At 34.6% G+C, this 20,148-nt stretch carries 19 protein-coding genes and 1 pseudogene; 11 read left to right on the top strand and 9 right to left on the bottom strand.

Annotated features, from left to right (window positions below; translation table 11 throughout):
- The first annotated feature begins 158 nt into the window (after positions 1-158).
- The 4 genes from CINF_RS08510 (at position 159) to CINF_RS08495 (ending at position 2,461) form a co-directional block, all read left to right on the top strand.
- Entirely contained in the window at positions 159-572 is a 414-nt protein-coding gene (locus CINF_RS08510) for an META domain-containing protein (protein ID WP_179975235.1), read from the top strand.
- Positions 573-960: 388 nt separating this feature from the next.
- Positions 961-1,212 (top strand): hypothetical protein, encoded by a 252-nt coding sequence (locus CINF_RS08505; protein WP_179974640.1) that lies wholly within the window; start codon positions 961-963, stop codon positions 1,210-1,212.
- A 174-nt stretch (positions 1,213-1,386) separates the two neighbouring features.
- Complete coding sequence (locus CINF_RS09035) at positions 1,387-1,779, top strand: hypothetical protein (RefSeq protein WP_240156125.1); 393 nt, start codon at positions 1,387-1,389, stop codon at positions 1,777-1,779.
- Between the two features lie 16 nt (positions 1,780-1,795).
- Positions 1,796-2,461 carry a nucleotidyltransferase family protein gene (locus tag CINF_RS08495; protein ID WP_179975970.1) on the top strand — a complete coding sequence of 222 codons (666 nt, stop codon included), beginning with the start codon at positions 1,796-1,798 and terminating at the stop codon, positions 2,459-2,461.
- A 116-nt stretch (positions 2,462-2,577) separates the two neighbouring features.
- Here the strand turns inward: CINF_RS08495 and CINF_RS08490 are convergent.
- The 7 genes and pseudogenes from CINF_RS08490 to CINF_RS08460 form a co-directional block, all read right to left on the bottom strand.
- Positions 2,578-3,150: pseudogene (locus tag CINF_RS08490) on the bottom strand (Hpy99I family type II restriction endonuclease).
- Complete coding sequence (locus tag CINF_RS08485) at positions 3,144-3,962, bottom strand: DNA-methyltransferase (RefSeq protein ID WP_179975233.1); 819 nt, start codon at positions 3,960-3,962, stop codon at positions 3,144-3,146. Before CINF_RS08485 ends, CINF_RS08490 begins: the two are co-directional and overlap by 7 nt.
- A gap of 114 nt (positions 3,963-4,076) precedes the next feature.
- Complete coding sequence (locus CINF_RS08480; RefSeq protein WP_240156121.1) at positions 4,077-5,786, bottom strand: ATPase; 1,710 nt, start codon at positions 5,784-5,786, stop codon at positions 4,077-4,079.
- Between the two features lie 141 nt (positions 5,787-5,927).
- On the bottom strand, positions 5,928-6,062 hold the full coding sequence (locus CINF_RS09125; RefSeq protein WP_179975232.1) for a DNA cytosine methyltransferase: 135 nt from the start codon (positions 6,060-6,062) through the stop codon (positions 5,928-5,930).
- A gap of 63 nt (positions 6,063-6,125) precedes the next feature.
- The gene (locus tag CINF_RS08470) at positions 6,126-7,604 is read right to left on the bottom strand and encodes an ATP-binding protein (protein WP_179975231.1); all 1,479 of its coding nucleotides are present in this window, start codon (positions 7,602-7,604) and stop codon (positions 6,126-6,128) included.
- 376 nt (positions 7,605-7,980) lie between these two features.
- Positions 7,981-8,892, bottom strand: coding sequence for an arginase family protein (locus tag CINF_RS08465; protein ID WP_179975230.1), 912 nt, complete (start codon positions 8,890-8,892; stop codon positions 7,981-7,983).
- A gap of 2 nt (positions 8,893-8,894) precedes the next feature.
- Positions 8,895-9,371 carry an MmcQ/YjbR family DNA-binding protein gene (locus tag CINF_RS08460; RefSeq protein ID WP_179975229.1) on the bottom strand — a complete coding sequence of 159 codons (477 nt, stop codon included), beginning with the start codon at positions 9,369-9,371 and terminating at the stop codon, positions 8,895-8,897.
- Between the two features lie 238 nt (positions 9,372-9,609).
- Between CINF_RS08460 and CINF_RS08455 the strand changes: the two genes are divergently transcribed.
- From CINF_RS08455 to CINF_RS08445, 3 genes are all read left to right on the top strand, one after another.
- A complete protein-coding gene (locus CINF_RS08455) occupies positions 9,610-10,173 on the top strand; it encodes an isochorismatase family protein (protein ID WP_179975228.1) in 564 nt (187 codons plus the stop codon).
- 142 nt (positions 10,174-10,315) lie between these two features.
- Positions 10,316-10,678 (top strand): DUF485 domain-containing protein, encoded by a 363-nt coding sequence (locus CINF_RS08450; RefSeq protein WP_179975227.1) that lies wholly within the window; start codon positions 10,316-10,318, stop codon positions 10,676-10,678.
- On the top strand, positions 10,675-12,327 hold the full coding sequence (locus CINF_RS08445) for a cation acetate symporter (protein WP_179975226.1): 1,653 nt from the start codon (positions 10,675-10,677) through the stop codon (positions 12,325-12,327). The genes CINF_RS08450 and CINF_RS08445 overlap by 4 nt, the downstream gene beginning before the upstream one ends.
- A 174-nt stretch (positions 12,328-12,501) precedes the next feature.
- On the opposite strand, the gene CINF_RS08440 is transcribed toward CINF_RS08445, so the two are convergent.
- Complete coding sequence (locus CINF_RS08440; RefSeq protein WP_179975225.1) at positions 12,502-13,143, bottom strand: superoxide dismutase; 642 nt, start codon at positions 13,141-13,143, stop codon at positions 12,502-12,504.
- A 199-nt stretch (positions 13,144-13,342) separates the two neighbouring features.
- Between CINF_RS08440 and CINF_RS08435 the strand changes: the two genes are divergently transcribed.
- Positions 13,343-14,266: a branched-chain amino acid transaminase gene (locus CINF_RS08435; RefSeq protein ID WP_179975224.1), complete on the top strand. Its 924-nt coding sequence runs from the start codon at positions 13,343-13,345 to the stop codon at positions 14,264-14,266.
- Positions 14,267-14,274: 8 nt separating this feature from the next.
- Positions 14,275-15,351 (top strand): SPFH domain-containing protein, encoded by a 1,077-nt coding sequence (locus CINF_RS08430; RefSeq protein ID WP_178696022.1) that lies wholly within the window; start codon positions 14,275-14,277, stop codon positions 15,349-15,351.
- A gap of 332 nt (positions 15,352-15,683) precedes the next feature.
- Here CINF_RS08430 and CINF_RS08425 read toward each other — a convergent pair whose 3' ends face one another.
- Positions 15,684-16,841 (bottom strand): tyrosine-type recombinase/integrase, encoded by a 1,158-nt coding sequence (locus CINF_RS08425; RefSeq protein WP_179975223.1) that lies wholly within the window; start codon positions 16,839-16,841, stop codon positions 15,684-15,686.
- Positions 16,842-17,714: 873 nt separating this feature from the next.
- Between CINF_RS08425 and CINF_RS08420 the strand changes: the two genes are divergently transcribed.
- Positions 17,715-19,103, top strand: coding sequence for a coiled-coil domain-containing protein (locus CINF_RS08420; protein WP_179975222.1), 1,389 nt, complete (start codon positions 17,715-17,717; stop codon positions 19,101-19,103).
- Positions 19,100-20,137, top strand: coding sequence for a type IV secretion system protein (locus CINF_RS08415; RefSeq protein WP_240156120.1), 1,038 nt, complete (start codon positions 19,100-19,102; stop codon positions 20,135-20,137). Before CINF_RS08420 ends, CINF_RS08415 begins: the two co-directional genes overlap by 4 nt.
- Positions 20,138-20,148: the final 11 nt, after the last annotated feature.

The following is a 20,148-nucleotide window of genomic DNA, read 5'->3' as shown; positions in this document are numbered from 1 at the left end:
GCTTAAATCATTGCTTAAAAGATTAATTTCATTAGCGAGTTTTGCGAAAGTAAAGCGTGGTAATAAAAAATAATGCTTGAATTTACCTAATTTATGCCTTTAATTTACATAACTTCGTTACAATCTCTCGCAAATTTTAAACAACCGAAAGGATAAAGATGAAAAAATACCTTTACATGATGGCTTGCGCGCTGGCGTTTATAGCGTGTGCTGGCAACAACGGCGTGGCGTTTGGCGATATAGAAAATAAAAGCCTTATTATCGATAAAATCATTGTTTCAGGCAAAACCTTTATGCCATCGTCTTTACAAGACGACAGGGCAAGCATTTCGTTTTCAAAAGCCGATTACAACGGCTTTGCGGGCTGTAATAGCTTTTTTGGCTCGTTTAGTTTAAATGGCAATAAAATCGCCTTTGCGAGCAATGGTGGCGCTACAAAAATGCTTTGCCCGCCTGAAGTGATGGCTTTTGAGGATACTTTGCTTTCGCATTTACGCGGTGAATTCGCGCTTAGCAAAGAAAACGATAAATTAATCTTACAATCAAAAGAAATTAAAATTTATTTTAAATAATTTAAATTGCTAGGGTTTTTATTCGCGCAAATTCTCGCGATAAATAATGTATAAATAATGTATCAAGCAGGCTTTAAAGCCTTGCTTGTAATGTTTTTGTAAGCAAATGGATTTTAAGGCGCAATTTTTTTTATTTACTCGTTTTTAAGCTATTTTAAAGATTTTTGGCTTTTTTTGGGAGTAAATTTGCCAAGCTTAATTTTTTGATTTAGCGATGATTTTATGGATATTTGCGAGTCTTAGCCCAGCGTGGCTGGGCTTATAAATATTATTACCACACCTATGGTAGCAAGATTTGTCTTAAACATTTGCTTGTTATCATCTTGCTAGTAAGTCTTATTTATGCAAGATAAATTGTCGCCAAATCTGCGTTACAGAAATTTTATCGGTGTTGCTTAATGCAAACAAAGAAAATGTGCCTGTTGCGGTAAAAGACATCATAAAAACGCAAATTTACTCAAAAGACGGCTCGGTAACGACCATAGAAAACGGTTATTTAGACATCGGCTTGATCGACACGATGAAGGATTTGTTTGTGAATTTTTTAGGGGCGGTGGTTTTTAGCGTCATCGGCTTTTTATACATACAAAATAGAGAAAAATACAAATTCGCCGAAGGCTTCATTCCAAAAAATAAGTGATTTGAAGGTCGGTTTTGTTTGGCGAATTGACATATCAAAATAAGCAACTCTTGTATTTTGTATATTTGTAATAAAGAAATGGATTTTATAAAATTGCTAGCATATTTGAATGCTTATTTTATTTTTGCTATACTTAGCACAGCTTAATGCAAATAAAACAAGAAGATTGTGAAAATGGGCAAAAATGACATTATCATTAGCAAAAACCAAGTAAGAAAAGCTGGCGAAAATGTAAGAGATGATAAAGCCACAAATGAGGATTATAAAACCATATCTTTATGGCGCAGTAAGCATATCTCCATTATGACGGCTATGGTTAATGCCATCAACAGAAAGCTTAAAAAAGTTAATAATCTCAAAGCTATCATTGTCGCAAGAAGGCTCAAAAGACTCAGTTCTATTGAATTTAAACTCAAAAGATTTCCTAATATGAATTTGACACGATGCAAGATATTGCTGGGGTTAGGGTTGTTTTTAAAGAATTACAGCAAGTCCAAAATTTTCAAAAGCTTATGGAACAAACCTATTCAAAAGAGGATAAAAAGATTAAGTTTAAATTTAAATTGATTAGACAAAAGATTATATACAAGAACCAAAAGATGATGGCTATCGTTCTATTCATCAAATCTTTGAACATAAAGATGCTAAAATGCACCTAGAACTTCAAATCAGAACTCAACTACAACACTACTGGGCTACGGCTGTGGAGGTTTTGGGAATGAAAGGCGAGTCAAAGATTAAACAAGGCAAGGGAGAGAATTATCACAAAGAGTTTTTTAAATTATCTAGTGCATTATTTTCTTACACAGAAAATACGACTATATCAAGCAAATATAAAAGTTTATCAAAAAAAGATATATGCGAAAAAATTGCTGAATTAAACCAAAAACATAACATTCTTCAAAATTTATCCGGATTAGCTGTTTCAGTGCAAAATATAGAAAGGCGAGCTAATGAAAAGAAAGCTAATGAAAAGAAAGGTTATTATTTTATAGTGGTGCTTAATTTTGAGAAAAATAAGTTAAGTATTGCGGGCTTTAACAGAAAAAACTTTGCAGAGGCAAAGAAATTCTATGATGTTTGCGAACAAGACTCAAAAAAAAATCAAAATACCGATGTTGTGTTAATTTCACTTGACAAATTTAAACTGCTCAAACAAGCCTATCCTAACTATTACCTTGATAGCGGTTCGTTTATAAGAGTGATTAAAAAAGAACTCCAAGAATTAGACACTCGGCAGGATAGATAGCAAAACAGCGATTAAGCAGATTGTTTTGCATATTTTTTTGCCAAATCACCACAGCCCACTCGCATTAAAATCACATCGTTGTTGGCTACAAGATTTTTGTTACTGATAAAAATACACTATTTTTCGTATTTTTTCAAATACTCTATCACTTTTTGCAAAAATTTTGGATTGTCTTTAAATCTCCCTAATCCCGTATTACAACTATCACAAATCCACTCTCTGCCTTCGCCTGTATCGTGATTATGGTCTCGCACTAAATTTGCCGTTACCCCAACAATGCTTCATTTTTCACAAATAGGACAAACAAAAATACTGCCCTTTGGTGGAGCGATTTTATCCATTCGTTTTTTCTCGGATATAGATAATTTTACACCATCTATTTGCTTTCGGCATTCTCTGCAACTTGGGCGAGTGGTTTTAAGTCCTTTGGCATCGGTTTGGTTTATCTCAAATTCGTCAGTAGCTTTTAAAATATGGCAAATGTTGCAAATTTTATAATCATATCCCTTGCCTGTTTTGTAAATATCAATAGCTCGCAAGTTTTTAAATTCCACTTTTTTAAGCTCATTTGCGCCGATAAATAGCACCATTGCCGAACTGCCATTTAGTGTCTTTATAATACCGACAGAATTTGTGGCTATATCATCTAATTGTATCGTTGCAATAACAAAATCATCATTCTTTAACATACAAATAATCCTTGATTGTATTGTTGCAATCTTTTTGTAGCAATTTGTATATATTCTTGACTTATATCTACGCCTATAAAATTGCGATTATTTAAAAAAGCCATTTTGCAAGTAGTGCCTGAACCGCACATAGGGTCTAACACAATATCTCCTTCATTGCTCCACGACAAAATATGGTCAAGTGCCAACTGCTCTGGAAAAACAGCTGGATGCTTAAAAGCTTCTTTATCATTTGTCGTCCCGCCAAGCCCCACAGCATAATACCAGATATTGCTTTTGGTTTTTTCTTTTTTAAGTTCTTTTAAAACTTTATTATTTTTACCATCCGCACCTTTATTTGCTACAAGCATTTCAAAGCCATTTCTAGCCGTTGGTTCTTTTAGTGGATTAAAAGTTTTAGGCTTTCCTTTTGACAAAATAAACATATATTCATAGCCGTTTGTATAGGCGTTTGAGCGCATAAACGGAGTATTTTTCTTTGCATAAATCATAACATCATGCATATTAAAGCCGATTTGCTGAAAATAAAGGGCTTGCTTGAAGCTTGTTAGACTTTTGTTGCCATTTTTGATTTTATCTCCGACAACCCAAACAACGACACCGCCTTTTTTAAGGACGCGGTAAAGTTCATTTGCTATTTTTTCAAAGTTAAAAGCATAGCCATTGTAGTTTCGCAAATCATCATAAGGCGGAGAAGTAAGCACCATATCAATACTTTCATCTTGCAACTGCGTCCGCATAAAATGCACACAATCAAGCGCATAAAAATTATTAAGCAAATCATACAAATTTGATTTGACGCTAGCACTCATCAATTAAGCCTTTTTGATTAAGTAATTTTGACATTTTAGCATACAAAAACTAATGTAAAAATCAAATTTGATTTACGCAAGTTTGAGGTGGGTGGTTTTGTTTTTAGGACAATGTTACTCTTTCGTCTTTATTTCCGTTTGAATACATTTTCCTCTTAAAATATCTAAAAATAGCTTATTTCTATTTTCAGCATCACAAATTAAAGCATTATAATCCATAAAATTGACAATTACATTATTTCTTGCGTTATATTTGTAAAATATTGGAAATCTAGAACCTGTATAAATTTCATTGAAATCTTGATTGCGAATTGTCCTTTGAATATTATCATCAATCTCTAAAAATCCATAAGCCCAAATTCTTAATTTTGCTTGCGATAATGATTCGTTAATATATGAGGCGTAATCCAATAGTTGCTGGTTTGCCCTTGAAAAATATTCTTTATTGGGTTCTGGTCTTTTAAACTCTATCAGCAAAATATCAGTAATTTTTTCTTTTTCATAAGTATTTGAAATGATGCTTAATATGTCGGGTCTTTCTATATTTTTGTGCAATTGTGGAAAAATATTTTTAATCTGTATGTCGCTAAAAATTTTATCATAACTCATAAATCTATCGTCAAAAAGCCAAATATTGTTTGATTTGTAATTTTGCGTTTCATCGTTTGTTCTTTTTGCCATAAAAAGATTGTGGATTTTTTCCTCTACATCCCCATTTTTTACGGATTGTTTTAGCTTTTGAATGATTTTATCTCTATCAAATATATATTCTGCCAATTCTGCTTGTGTAACTTTGTTTAGTTTTATTTCATAATTTTTATTAGATTTATTCTTTTCTTGCCTTAAAAATTCTTTATCATCATCAAATTCTTGCTTGGCTTTATCTTGCATATCTTTTATATTCAACTCATTTCTATCAGCAAAATATGCGCTAAGATAAGGCAAATTAGCCGCCAATTGTTGTCTATTTGTTTCAATAGTTTTATCTATATTAAAATTATGCTCTTTGTAGATTGTGCTAAGCTGATTTTCTAATTCACTATAAATTTCATCCCAATTCAAATCCTCAAATTGCAGAGTGTTTTTTTGTTTAGGATAAATCTGCAATTCATTTCTTTCATCATTAACATTCTTATCAAAATATTCAGATTCCAAAATATAAACAATTCTAATATCTTTTTCTTTTGGTAAATCATATTTTCTATCTTGCTCTTGCTCGGAATTTTTGATAACAACCCTTTTGTTTGCAGCATAGAATCCCTCGTTTTTAAATTTATCATTACCAAAAATGTATGAAATGTTGAAAGAATAATTCTTTATTTGAAAATTTTTTGTTTCAAAATGCGGTATATCCGTGCTTTTTATGCTTTCTTTAAAGGTTCCATTTTCATAAATGTTAATGCGAATTTCTTTTGTTTGTAGCTTAAAATCAGCCAAAAAATGCTCTTTAATATCTTGTGTGATAGTGTTAAAATTGATATAACAATTTTGTATAGGGTTTAAAAATAAAATATTTGTTAATTCATAATTTTCGCTTACCTTTTCACTATTTACTCCACTTATGTTAAAATCGATTTCCATATTTTGACTTTGAATTTTGATATTTTTAAAAATCTTCAAATATATCAATCGACCTATTCCCTTACAACCTAAATGCTTTTTATGTGTTGTGCGATATTCTTCAAAAGATTTTAAATTTGCTTCTATAAAACCTTCACCATTGTCTATTATTGCCATTTTTTCAATATATGGTGTTTGATTGTCCTTAATTAAGCTATTAGTGTATATTTTGACATTAATTTCTCGCTTTTGCTTGAATGGCATTGGCGAGTGCTTCAAAAATAACATTTTTAATGTTTATATTTTTTAAATCATCAACAACAGCTTGTATATTTACTTGCATTTTACGCTCCTATGACATTTTCAAAGATAAAAATTTGTGGCTGTAAAATCCTTAAATACTCTTCAAACAAATGCGCCCTTTTGTCCATAGCTAAGCCCGCCTGCTCCGCAAAAAATGTCAGCGACTTTTAGCGGGATTTGTATGGGCTTTGCGGAAATTTTGTTGCATGGGTTATTAAAATCTAACGCCAAATTCATCAACTGCCTTATAAATCAAATTCGATTTATTATGCCATACGCCCACTTAATAAAACATATGCCTTATTTTCTGTGGATAATCTCCATACAGGCTTTATAAACTTCCGGGTTGTTTATGATGACAAATTTAAGCTTTTTTCGTGTGCGAGTTACAGCTTGGAATAAGGTTTGAAGCGGGTTATAGTAGCTTATGCTTTTATAGCTCAACCTCTTGTCATTATTATAACAAAAATCAGGCGTAATAACTACCACAACATTATCAAATTCTTGTCCTATAACTTTATGGGCGCTTTGCATTGAGTCAAATCGCACGCTGTTTAGTTTCTCGCCATCGAAAGCGGTAAGATAAATATACTCCCAACCTTGTTCTTTAAGATATTCAACATATATTCTCGCATTGTCATTATCAGTTGCATAGTAAAATGATATATCTTTATAACTATCTCCTTTCATTTCATCTTCTTGAATTCTTGCTAGTTGAAAAAATTTTCTAATAAATGAGATAGGTTTTTTATTGTGTCTAATTTTAGTGCTTACCTCATAGTGGTTTTTGCCAGCGGATTTTATAATGGCGCTAACCGCTTGCTCGGCTTCTCCTGTTTTATTTTTACTATCAATTTTTTGGTTTATATCATGTGAAAAGATAAAAATATTATCTGTTTTAAAAAAATCTTTTAACTGTCCGAGAAATAATCTATGTGCTTCATCAAAAATGTAAATATTCGCTTGCTCCATTTTAAAATCCCTAATGCTAGTTATATTCCAATCGTTTTGTCTTAATTTATCAATTCCCTCATTTGAAGCTGCACAATGCACAATAACAATATTATATCCCAGTTCGATTAGAGTTTTAGCTATATCATAAGTAAGTAAGGTTTTTCCGGTTCCAGCTTTACCTTCTACTGAAAAGATTTTTGCAGTTTTATCATCAATAGCTTTTAAAATTTTAGTTTTAATTTCTTCTTGGCTTTTTGTTAAAAAATATTCATTTTTTAAAAAGGCTTCTGTGTTATTAAAAGGTGAAACAAGGTAATTGCTCGGCACAAACAAATCATCAATTTTAGTTTCGGTGTCTTTAATTTCACGGATTTGTTCCAAAATAGTTTCAATATTTATTAGCTCTAATTTTTCATTGTTTTTATCAAAATAATAAAATTCGCTAGTTTCGCTAATAAAAGTAAAACAATAAATTTCTTTTTGTAAAAATGAGAGATAATAATAATTTTTTTGAAGCTGTTTGAGAATTTTCGACTCATCTTTTTGTGATTTTAACTCTATATTAACAACGCTATTTTCGCCAATTCGTAAAATATCAAATTCTTTACCGATTTGAGCTATTTCATAGTTGATATAGTAATTTTCAAAAATATGCGGAGAAAATGCTTTTATATCCTCATCTTTAAAAATTTCACACAATTTATTTAAACCTTCAAATTCCTGTTCTTTTAATTTATGAATTTCTAAAAATTGTTTGACTTCATCTTTGCTTATGTCTTGCGACATAAAAAGATTATGAAATTCGAGTAAATTTATTTTTGCCAATACTATATCCTTTAAATTTTAAATAAATTATATCACATAAGTGCAAAAATATGCCGTTAATCATTGCTTTTTGAATTACTAATCTTGGCAAGGCACTAATGTCAAAATCAAATTTAATTTACGCAAGTTTGAGGTATGGGTTTTGTTTTGGTAATGAATTGTTGGTTTGCGAGTTTGCGACAAGCTATGTTTTAAGGCTTGGCAAGCTGCGTTTTTTTTGGCAGCGCACAAGCCTTTCGTCACTGCGCTTTGCTGGCAAGTTTTGGCTTAAAAGCTAAGTTTAGTTTTGTTTGCCATCATTTTGCTAGTAATAAGCTTTATTTATGCAAGATAAATTATCGCTAAATCTGCGTGTCTTAAATTTCAAGCCTTAAATTCACTCTTTAATGAGCGGTAAATTTGAGAGTAATTCTTTGAGTTTGATTTGCACCTTTGGCAAATGCTCAGCTACGCTAAGCCCTACTACTTGGGTGTTTTGGCTTATTAAATTTATGACATTTTTCACATTTGCCACGCTTAAAATGCCTGTATTGCCAACAGCTGCGTAAAGTTCTTTGGGGTCTAAAACATCTAAATCAAGGTGAATGAGCGCCTTTTTCGCCCCACTTTTTGCCAGCCACGCGCGAATCTCACTCATCGCCTTTGCCTCATTAGCGAGTATATCTTTGCCCCAAATGGCTTGTATGCCTAAACTCTCGCGCCTGTCGTTGTAATGCTGCGCTTCGTTTGAATTTAAACCCACAAAAAGCACATTTTGCGGCTTTATGTGAGCTGGCAAAGCAAAGACTTTTGACAACTCGCCGTCCCCCACAAGCGCGCTTACTGCCATCGCGTGATAGCCCTTGTAAAAATCGTCCCCAGCCACGCCCAAATCAGGGTGCGCATCAATCCAAATCATCGCTACTTCATCTTTGTATTTTTCAGCAAGATAGCTAAAAGGCGCGACAGAGACGGCACACTCGCCCCCAAGGGTAAGAATTTTGGCTGGATTTTTAGCCCGCAAAAGTTCAAAAGCCTTTTTCGTCTGCTCTTGCAAGATGAATTTATCGATAATGCCATCTTGCACCAGCCTTTTGCCGCTTTTATCGCTCTCATAATCCACGCTAATAGGCACAAAGGCTGTGTTTTTGTCTAAATTTGCGTTTAAATTTGAAACGAGCAAATTTAAAATTTGCGCGCCCAAAACATAGCCTCTTGCCGCCTCGCTTGGCTTTAAATCCTTGAAAAACGCCACTATATCCCCGCCTTGCCACTGCGGATAAACTAGCTTTAAAGTCTCATTTTGCATTTTTACCCCCTTTTGCTCGTCATTTCATAACTCTCATCAATGAACTTTTTTAAGGTTTTTAAATTCACGCTTTCATCTAGCTTTATGCTAAGCCAGTGCTTTTTGTTCATGTGATAAGCGCGAAAAAAGCTCACATTATCCACTAAATCATCGATGATTTTGGGCTTTGCCTTGACATTCATAATGTTGATGATTTCATCTATTTCAAGCCCTAATTTACGGGCATTTAAAGCCATTACAAGCGCATACCATTTTTTGTTTTCTTTGTGGCGAAAGATAGCCGAATTTGGCGAGTCAAGCCATAAAAATTCAAGCTCATCGCCATAATGCTCTTTGATATGCCAGGTGATTTGCCTTGCGCGCACACTTTCAAAGATATTTTTGTAATTTTTAACGCGGTTTAGCAAAATCTCTTTTTCAAAGGCTCTTTTTTGCTCAAATTTGGTGTCGTAGTTTAAATTTTGGCAAGTTTTTTTCATCATTATCCTTTGGGCGAATTTGGCACAATTCGCCCTTTTGGCGTGTAAATTTGTAAATTTTAATAATTTCTACTACTTTTTTTTAAATTTCATTTGCTTTTAAATGCTCGCAAATTTAGCATTTTAGGGCTTATGGATGCTTAAAGCTAGCGTTAAATTAGCAGATTTAGTTTAAAATTTGTAAAAATCAGCGAATTTAGGCTAGAATTTGTGAAATTAAACACAAAAAGGACGCTCAATGCTACTAGATACCAAAAATACGCTCTTTGTTTGCATAGACATACAAGAAAGGCTTTTGCCCTTAATGGCGCACAAAGATGAGGTGATAAAAAATGCAAATTTGCTTTTGCAAGTGGCTGAAATTTTAGGCGCGCAAAGCCTTGTAAGTGAGCAGTATCCAAAGGGACTTGGCAAAACTTGCGAGCAAATAAAAATTCCTCAAAACGCAAAAGTGCTTGAAAAAACGAGCTTTGGGATATTTGGCGACAGGGATATGCGTGAATTTATCGCAAATAGCGGGTGTAAAACCCTTGTCATTTTTGGCATAGAAGCTCACATTTGCGTGCTTCAAAGCGTAATGCAGGCTGTGGATTTGGGCTATGAATGCGTGCTAGCAGCGGACGCGCTAAGCTCACGCAACGCCACGCACCAAATTTACGCGCTTGATTTTTTTCGCTCTTTGCAAAATGACTCTTCAAAAAGCATAAGCGTTTTGCCAAGTGAGAGCGTTGTGTTTGCTCTTTTAAAAGACAGCAAGCACACGAATTTTAAAGAAATTTCAGCTTTAATTAAGTCAAATTAACAATTTTCATTTTATGCGAAAAATTATTTAACAAAAAACGCAATAATCAGCATTAACAAAAGTGATAAATTTTAAATTTTAATATTAGCAGATAAAATTTATTATAGTTTGTGGGTTTAAAATTTTAATAAAAGGAGTTCTTATGAGAGAAATCACGCAAGAAGGTGCGGTGGCTAGATTTTATAAGTTTGTTTCATTTAGAAATAAATTTTGTCTTTGGCTTTCGCTTGTGATTTTGGTTTGCTACTACGGTTTTGTAGCAAGTGTAGGGTTTTTCCCAGAAGTGCTTGGGTATCGTTTAGGGCCTAGTAGCATTACGCTTGGGATTATTTTGGGGATTTTTATTATTGGGCTTGCCATTGTTAGCACAGGGCTTTATACGCTTTTTGCTAATAAATATTTTGATAAAGAACAAGCCGAAATTTTAGAAGATTTACAAGAAAGTGGCGCGCTTGAAGCTATGATAAAGGGCGAGGGCTTAGGGCAAAGCGGAGGTAAAAAATGAAAAAATTACTTTTTGTAGCGTTATTTGGTGCATTTGGCACACTTTATGCGGCAGGGCTTGATACAAGCGCATTTGCGCAAGGTGAGCGCAATTACTTTGCCATAGGAATGTTTTTGGTATTTGTCCTTGCTACACTAGCAATCACATATTTTTCGAGCAAAAAATCACAATCCGCGGCAGGATTTTACACCGCTGGAGGCAATATCACAGGTATGCAAAATGGCATAGCCATAGCAGGCGACTTTATGAGTGCGGCAAGCTTTTTGGGCATTGTTGGGCTTGTCTTTGCAAACGGCTTTGATGGACTAATTTATGCCATTGGCTTTTTGGTGGGCTGGCCTATCGTGCTTTTTCTAATCGCTGAAAAGTTTAGAAATTTAGGTAAATACACCTTTGCAGACATTATCGCTTATAGATTAGAGTCTAAAAAAGTTCGCACGATTTCGGCAATTTCTGGTTTAAGCGTGATAGTATTTTACTTAATCGCTCAAATGGTAGGTGCTGGCGGACTAATACAAGTGCTTTTTGGTTTGCCTTATTCTTATGCTGTGATTATCGTTGGCATTTTGATGATTTGCTATGTAACCTTTGGCGGAATGCACGCTACAACTTGGGTGCAAATCATCAAAGCTTGCTTACTTCTTGGTGGGGTTACCTTTATGGCGATAATGATTTTGTATTTAAGCGGCTTTGACTTGGCTCGTTATTTTGAAATGGCGATAAACAATCACTCAAAGGGTGCTGCGATTATGGAGCCAGGGACCTTTTTGCCAGACCCTGTGAGCGCGATTTCACTAGGACTTGCGCTTATGTTTGGCACAGCAGGATTGCCACACATTTTAATGCGCTTTTTTACGGTTAAAAACGCCAAAGAGGCTAGAAAATCCGTATTTTACGCTACGGGGTTAATTGGGTATTTTTACATACTTACCTTTGTTATCGGCTTTGGAGCCATAGCCTTTTTGCTTGGCAATCCTGAGTTTATCAACGAAGCTGGACAATTTACCATTCCGCCAAATATGGAAGCCGTACTTTTGGCAAAGGTGCTTGGTGGCGATGTTTTGCTAGGCTTTATCTCAGCGGTTGCCTTTGCTACGATTTTGGCTGTGGTGGCTGGACTAGCCATTTCTGGTGCAAGTGCGATAAGCCATGATTTGTTTGTCAATGTTTGTAAAGACGGCAAATGCGATCCACAAACTGAAATGCGTGTAACCAAAGGCTCTACCATAGGGCTTGGAATTTTAGCTATCATTTTAGGACTTGGCTTTGAGGGACAAAATGTCGCCTTTACTGTGGGACTTGCCTTTGCCATTGCTGCAAGTGTGAATTTTCCTATCATCTTGCTTTGCATTTATTGGAAAAACCTAACCACAAATGGTGTGCTTTATGGTGGTATCATAGGGCTTGTGTGCGTTCTTGCCCTTGTTATTTTAAGCCCTAGCGTGTGGGTAAATGTGCTAGGCTTTGAAAATGCGATTTTCCCATACAATCACCCAGCAATTTTCTCTATGCCATTAAGCTTTATTGCTATTTGGGCTATTTCTAAATTTGATTCAAGCAAGAGAGCAGATGAGGACAAAAAGGGCTTTGCTGCGCAAGATTTCCGCGCTCAAAGTGGTATCGGTGCTAGTGAGGCAGTAGCGCATTAATGTGCTTTGCCACATAAAGGCTAAACTTACTTCATTCTAGGCTTTTTAAGCCTAGAAATTTTAGTGCGTGATTGAGTTAAAATTTGTGCTTCAATCACGCCTAAGATTAAAATTTTCTATTTAATCACGATTTTCTCTTCAATCACGCCTAAGATTAAAATTTGCGTTAAAGGCTTATTTGCCGTGTAGATTATGAATGTAAAATTTCACTGAGTTAAAGCCTTCTTTTTTGCCCCAGTTAAACGCAGTGCTTACAAAAGCCCAATTTATATGATTAAAAAATTTCTCCAAATACGAAGCGCGCGCGTTTTTATGATCTATATAATAAGCATGCTCCCATACATCAACGACAAGCAAAGGAATTTTTTCATCCACAATAGGCGTGTTGGCATTGCTGGTTTGGATAATTTCTAATTTATTATTTTCTAAGTTTAGCACCAGCCAGCACCAGCCAGAGCCAAAAATCGCATTTGCTGCGCTTAAAAATTTTTCTTTAAAGCTATCTAGCCCGTTAAAATTTAGCTCTAAGGCATTTTGAAAATCTGCGTTAATTTGGTCTATTTGGCTTACTGGCACGATACAATCCCAATAAAAATCGTGATTGTAAATTTGTGCTGCGTTATTAAAAAGCGCGCCGTTTGTTTGCTTGATGATATCGTATAAATTAGCGTTTTCTAACCTACTGTTTTGGATTAGATTGTTAAGGTTATTTACATAGTTTTGATGGTGTTTGCCGTGGTGAAAATAAAAAGTAGTTGGGCTTAAAAAATCATCAAAGCTATCTTTTTCATAAGATAATTTTCGTAATTCAAACATTTTTATTCCTTTTGTAATTTTTAATAATGAACTTAAAATTTTGATTATATATAAAATTTCCTTGCGTTTTTGTAAATTTTAATTCAATAATTAAAATTTCAAAAGTTAATTTTTAAAAATACATTAAATTTTATTATATTTAATAGATATTTATTAAAATTTGAATAAAATCGCGCCAAATTTTAATGCGAGGTGAAAAATGGCGCTAAAAGAGGCTGAGATTATTTGGAAAGATGGTGCTTTAATTAAATGGGCAGATGCTACCACGCATATTTTAAGCCACTCTTTACATTATGGAAATGCCGTATTTGAGGGCATTAGAGCATATAAGCTTAAAAATGGTTTTGGGATTTTTCGCTTACAAGAGCATACAAAAAGGCTTTTTAATTCAGCTAAGCTTTGCTTGCTAGAAATTCCATTTAGCGTTGATGTAATCAATAACGCGCATATTGAAGTAATGAAAAAAAATAGCTTTAATGATAATGTTTATTTGCGCCCGATAGTATTTTTAGGATATGGCAAAATGGGCGTTAGCCACATCGGCTGCCCTGTAAATGTAGCAGTTGCTGCGTGGGAGTGGGGCGCATATATGGGTGAGGAAGCCTTAGAAAATGGCATTAAGGTTAAAATTAGCTCTTGGGCAAAACCGGGCGCAAATACAATGATGGCAAAGGCCAAAGCAAGTGCGAATTATTTTAATTCACAAATGGCTGGCTATGATGCCATAACGGCTGGCTATGACGAGGCGCTCTTGCTTGATCCACAAGGTTTTATAGCAGAAGGTCCAGGGGAGTGCTTTTTTATGGTGCGTGATGGCGTGATTATAACGCCACCAAACGATACTAGCTTAGAGAGCATAACCCAAAGCACAGTAATAGAAATTGCCCATGATTTAGGCTATGAAGTGCGCCGTGAAAGAATCAGCCGTGATAGCGCTTATATGGCTGATGAAGCATTTTTTACAGGCACAGCAGCTGAGGTTACGCCTATTACAAATATTGACGGGCGCAAAATCGGCTCAGGCAAAAGAGGCCAGATTGCTAAAAGATTACAAGATGCGTATTTTGAAGCAGTTACAGGGCGCAATAAAAAATACGATCACTACATCACTTATATAGATTAAGGATAAAAATGCCAGCAGATTTAAATGATTATTTTAATAAAAACAACAACAACTCCAACGGCCAAAAAAGCGGTATGCCAAAAATGGATTTTAATATGCCAAAAATGCCAAATTTTAATAAATTTTCAGGTTTGATTTATGCGCTAATTGTGATTATTGCGGTTTTAATCATAGCAAGGCCTTTTGTTGTGATAAACTCAGGCGAAGTAGGCATTAAATCAACAGCGGGCAAGTTTGATTTAAATCCTTTAAATGCGGGTTTTCACTTTTTTGTGCCTTTCATACAAGAAGTTCGCGTAGTAGATATAAAGGTGCGCCAAATAAATTACACCTCAAGCGAAGGTCGCAACGAAGCAAATATGCGCGGCAGCGGTATAGAAACAAAAGATACAATTTCAGTGCTTGATTCTCGTGGCTTGCCAGTTTCTGTGGATATTACTGTTCAATACAGCCTAAATCCACAAAACGCGCCACAAACCATCGCATCTTGGGGTTTTAGCTGGGAAAATAAAATAATTGATCCAGTAGTTAGAAATGTCGTGCGCTCAGTTACTGGTAAATACACAGCCGAAGAACTACCAGAGCGCAGAAATGAAATCGCTGCTGCTATTGATGCGGCCATTAGACAAGATATAGATAAGCAAGCAAATCAGCCAGTATCGCTAGCTAGCGTGCAATTACGCGAAATCATCTTGCCAGCAAAGGTTAAAGAGCAAATCGAGCGCGTTCAAATCGCTAAGCAAGAAGCAGAACGCACCAAATACGAAGTAGAAAAAGCAAACCAAGAAGCGCTTAAAAAAGCCGCTCTTGCCAAAGGTACGGCTGAGGCTGTAAAAATAGAAGCACAAGGCAAGGCAGATGCTGTTAAGATCGAAGCTGCTGCGCAAGCTTACGCAAATAACGAAATCGCAAAAAGCTTGACTAATAATCTTTTAAATCTCAAACAAATAGAAATTCAAAAGCATTTCAACGAAGCATTAAAAGAAAACACAGATGCAAAAATCTTCCTAACCCCTGGCGGTGCCGTGCCAAATATCTGGGTAGATACCAAAGATCCAGCAAAGCAAAGCGCGATAAATAAATAATTTTTATTCTTTTTCGTTGCGATAAAAATCGCAACGATGATTTAAAATTTTAAGTTTTTTAATATTTGTAGCAAATTTTAAAAGAATAAATTTTAAAAGAATTAAGACAAAGCCCCATAAAATAGGGATTTTAAGAACATTAGAAGTGCCAAAAGTCAAATCTATAATTTTAATAAATTTTCGTAATTATAGCATACTTTTAAAAAAAGATGCCAAAAATCAAAATTTTAAATGACAATATCATTAGCGGAGCTGTTGTAACCATTACGAGTCTTATGCTTTGTCAATATATTGCTTGAATAACGACTTGATCAATGAATTATTACTCCATTTTAAATGATAATATCGTTTAAAAAAACAGCTCTCTGCTTGACTTCTTGAGGCAAATACTTGGCATACGAGCGATAAGTTTCATTTAAATCTTTGTGCCCCATCATTTTTGTGCCAACCCACATTGGTTCTTCCCCACGACTAAGCATAATAGAAGCAAATGAGTGTCGTGTGTCGTAAAGTCTGCGAAGATTATAGCCTAATCTTTTTTGCAAATTATTAAATCTAGTCCTATAACTCGTGCGAGTAAGAGAGAAAATACGCTCATCGCTGTCGCCAAGCCCATGTCCCAAAAGCTCACTAGCAACAATATCAAGCATGTCGATCGTGCGATTGCTAGACTTTGTCTTTGGTGAATCAAGCACACCATCGTCGGAAAGAGTTTTACTAATGCGAATCTCTTTTGTTTCAAAGTCCAAATCCCCAAAAGTAAGCGCTAAAATTTCGCCAGTCCTAGCACCAGTAAAGAATGCAACCACTAAAAAAAGTCGAAGCTCACTATCGGCATTTTTAATAAGCTCTAAAATCTCATCAAGGCTAAAAGGCGTAAAATTTTTACTATTCAAATCCTCTAAATTTTGCTTAAATCTTGGCATAAAAAATGGACTTTTAGCGATCAAATCATTACTTAAAGCATAGCGAAAAATCATTTTTAAAAAAGAGCAATAATTGCTAATAGAGCTATCCTTTAAACCCTTATCCTTACAATACTGAATAAACTCGATGCTATGATGTCTCTCAAAGTCACTCAAATAAGCAATGCCCTTGCTGACCAAAAACTCGCTAACCGCATTAGCGGAGCTGTTGTAACCATTACGAGTCTTATGTTTTAAAAAAGACTTTTCAGCCAGCAAACGAGAAATCACACTATCAAAGCTATACTCGCTAGTATTTAACTTCCTACCACCAAAACTTCCTTCCCCTTTTCTAAGCATTAAATCAACATGAGCATCCTCAATCTCGCGAAATTTACGCTGAGCCTGCTCAACATTAGCCCTAGACCCAAGAAACAAATCGTAGTTCTTACGCACAAATTCAAACGCTATGGGCGATTTTTTAATACCAGTAGAACGGCGAATCCGCTTGCCATTAATGGTAGTATCAATATAAAAGTAATTTTGATGAATGTAAATATTTTTATTTTTTGGTAGATTTTTCATGGCGGTATTATAGCAAAAAATACCCAATAGAACCATAAGACAACAAAAACAAAGCACAAAAGAAACTATTTAAGATTATTAAATAAGAATAAAATTATCCTTTGAACCTTAAAGCCCATAAAAACGGGCTTTAAAAATTAAATATTGCTTAAAAATAGCCAAATTTTGCCCTAAGCGTTACAAAATGTCGGCTTTTTACGCTTTTATACTTTAAGTTTTAAAAGTAATAAATTGCATCAAATAAAACTATAAACAGCATTTAACGGCTTAAGCAAAAATTAAATAAAAAGTTTAAGAAATTACAAAATGTCGGAATGTACTATAATATAAAATACAAAATTTAAAAAAGGGAAAAAAAATTTATTTAAAGTGTTGTGTTATATTGAATTTTTAAATTTTTAGCAAACTTAATTTTTTCTTAAAATATTATGTTAATATATAATAGGCAGTTGAAATTTTTTTTAAATTTAATTTTTTTTTTGAAATTTGAAATTTTGAATTTCAAATTTCAAAGACCCTTAAACTTTTTTAAGTCAAATAGCCTTGCTTTTAAATTTTGAGTTTTAAGAAATTTACTTAAACTAAGTGTCACTTTTTTTGAAATATTAGAGAGCGAGAAAAAATTTAAAATGAGCTTAACATTTTTTGCAATTTTAAGGGGGATATGAGCCACGAAAAAGAAAAAAGAGAGTAAAGACTAGGCAAAAGAGTGAAAATTGATTGTAGAGCATTTAAAAGGCATTTATGGCGATTTTTGAATTTTAGCCATTTTTTGATTTTTTTATATATCACTTTTTTTATTTTTTACTACGCTAGTAAATGATAAAATTTCAATGTTTAATCTCTTAAATATAATATAAAGGAAGGCATAAAATGGCAGAAGAGCTAACACAAGAGCAACTAGCAGAATGGGGATATTTAGCAGAACAAGAACAACAAGAAAATAGCCAAAATCAAAGCAAGAGCAATGGTGAAGAAAAAGAGCAAGAAAAACTAGAAAAAGAGGTCATAGAATTTCAAAAGAGAAGCATAGCCCTAGATACCGAGCGAATGAACTACGAAAAAGAACTAGAAAAGACAAGCACGCAAAAAGAGCGTGAAATTTTAGAAAAAAAAATCAAAGAAGTAGAAATTAAACAAGATGTCGAAGATCAAAACATGTATGGACATCGCACACCAGCAGAGATGGAAAAAATTATTCAAATTTTAGATAATCCAAACAACAACATCGGCGACCTAGCAGAAAAAAGACTAGAAAAAATAAGAGAACACGAAGAAAAGAAAGTCCAAAAGGCAAGAGAAGAGAAGATCCGCCAAAATCTAGGTCAAAACAACGCAAATTTAAACGAGCATGCAAGGCAAGCAATAAATACGCTAGGCGAAAAAGAGCAAGTAGATGAGCAAATCAAGGAAAAGCAAGCAGAACTTGACATAATGATGAGCAATAAGCAAAAGCGTGAGTTTGTAAAAGATAGACTTGATGAAGTAGATACAAACGAGAATTTGAAAGAAAGTATGAATATACTGCAAGAAAAAGAAAAAATAGAAGAACAAATCAAGGCAAAAGAAGCAGAGATAGAAGCACATAAAAACGGGAAAGAAAATGAGCATGGTGTTGAAAACGCACAAAGCGACACCGAAAAACTAAGTGCCGAGCAAGAAGACTGGAATAAACGAGCTGATGAACTAGAACTCCAACACGAAAAAGAGCTAGAAGCCCTAAAAGACCAACAATCCAAACTTGAAGCAAATTTTCAAAAATCAATTGACAATTTAATGAATTCAAACGGAATCGAGAGCGTAATCACAGCTTTGCAAGAGCTAGACCGCTCACTTGAAATGATGTTAAAACAAGGTAAGGAAGACAGCGAAGCCAAAGACCGCCAACGACAAGAGAAGCTAGAACTAGCCTTTGATAGTCCAAATTTTAAACAAGCAGTCGGCGACCTCGTAAAAGAAACCTACGAAAACCGTAAAAAAGTCAAGAGCGGACTAAACCAAATGGAAAAAGAGCGAGCCAACTACGCAAAAATGAAAGACAGCTATGATAAACAAGTCAAAAAAGGGCTGGATTATCAAGGATACGAAAAACTGCGAAAAATGATGGGCGATATTGAAAAAGATACGCCAAATTTTAAAGAAGCGTATCCTAAATTTTATCAAAAGGTTAATAAAACGCTAGATGAAGCCAAAGATAAAATCCTAAACAAAGACAAAAAACAAGAGCAAGGACAAGGACAAGATAGGGGGATGCAAAGATGACAAAAGAAACCGAACAAATCAAAGAACAACCACAGCAAGAGCAAATAAAAAAATCACTAGTCGCCATAAGTGTGGCAACATCGCTATTTTTAAGCAACGCAAACGCAACTGGCATACCGACCATAGATGTCGCAGCCATAGCACAAGCAGTAACTGGCTATAAACAAACACTCCAAGACTACGCCGAGCAAATTAAAATGTACGAGCAAATGGTAACCGACACGCTAAATTTTGAAAAGCAGATGAAAGAGCTAGGCGTGGATATGAACAGCGTCTACGACATACTAGGCGATGTGCAAAACATGGTAAGCGATATGCAATCGCTCTACAATAGTGTAAGCAATATCCCAGATGATATCATGGGAAATATTGCAAGAGTGCAGAGTGCTTGTAGTTTTATGAAGCAGAAAAACTCGTTCTTTGGAATTGAAGTGGGAAAAGCAAGTAGCATAAAGAGCAAAATTAATCGTTGCACTACCGCACTACGAAACGGAGCGAATGTGCGAAAAATGGTAGATAAACTAAACCAAGACATGAACAAAATCGCAGACCCAATAGAAAGAGCAAAATATCAAGCACAAATAGCAGAAATAAAAAATGTAGCAGAATTTATGAAACAAAAAGATGTAGCGGATAAAACAGACAAGCTCCTAGCATTTCAAGATACATTCACAAGCAAAGATAAAAACAATCCATATTCACAAGCAAAAATGCAAGAAGACCTTAAATATCTTGCCAAGCAACTAAACAAAGCCAACAACCAAAAACAAGCACAAGCCCTAACAAATACACTACTGCTTAAAATGCTTGAAATGATGCAACACCAATATGAGCTAAATATCAACTACACAAGCACAATGGCAAGCATAAATCAATCAAACAGCAAAACAAGTAATGATCTAATCGAAGAAGACTACCAGCGAGAAGTCGTAGAGTATAAGCGAAACGATACGCTGTTTGAGCCAACAACCAAACAACTACCAAAAGATGCACTAGGCTTGCCAAAATTTGTATTCACAGACCCAACAAAATAACACTAAACTAC

Origin of the sequence: Candidatus Campylobacter infans (genome assembly GCF_013416015.1) — a bacterium.
GTDB classification, from domain to species: Bacteria; Campylobacterota; Campylobacteria; order Campylobacterales; family Campylobacteraceae; genus Campylobacter; species Campylobacter infans.
Note: the sequence above shows the minus strand (reverse complement) of the source record. Positions and strands in the feature narration are given on the sequence as shown.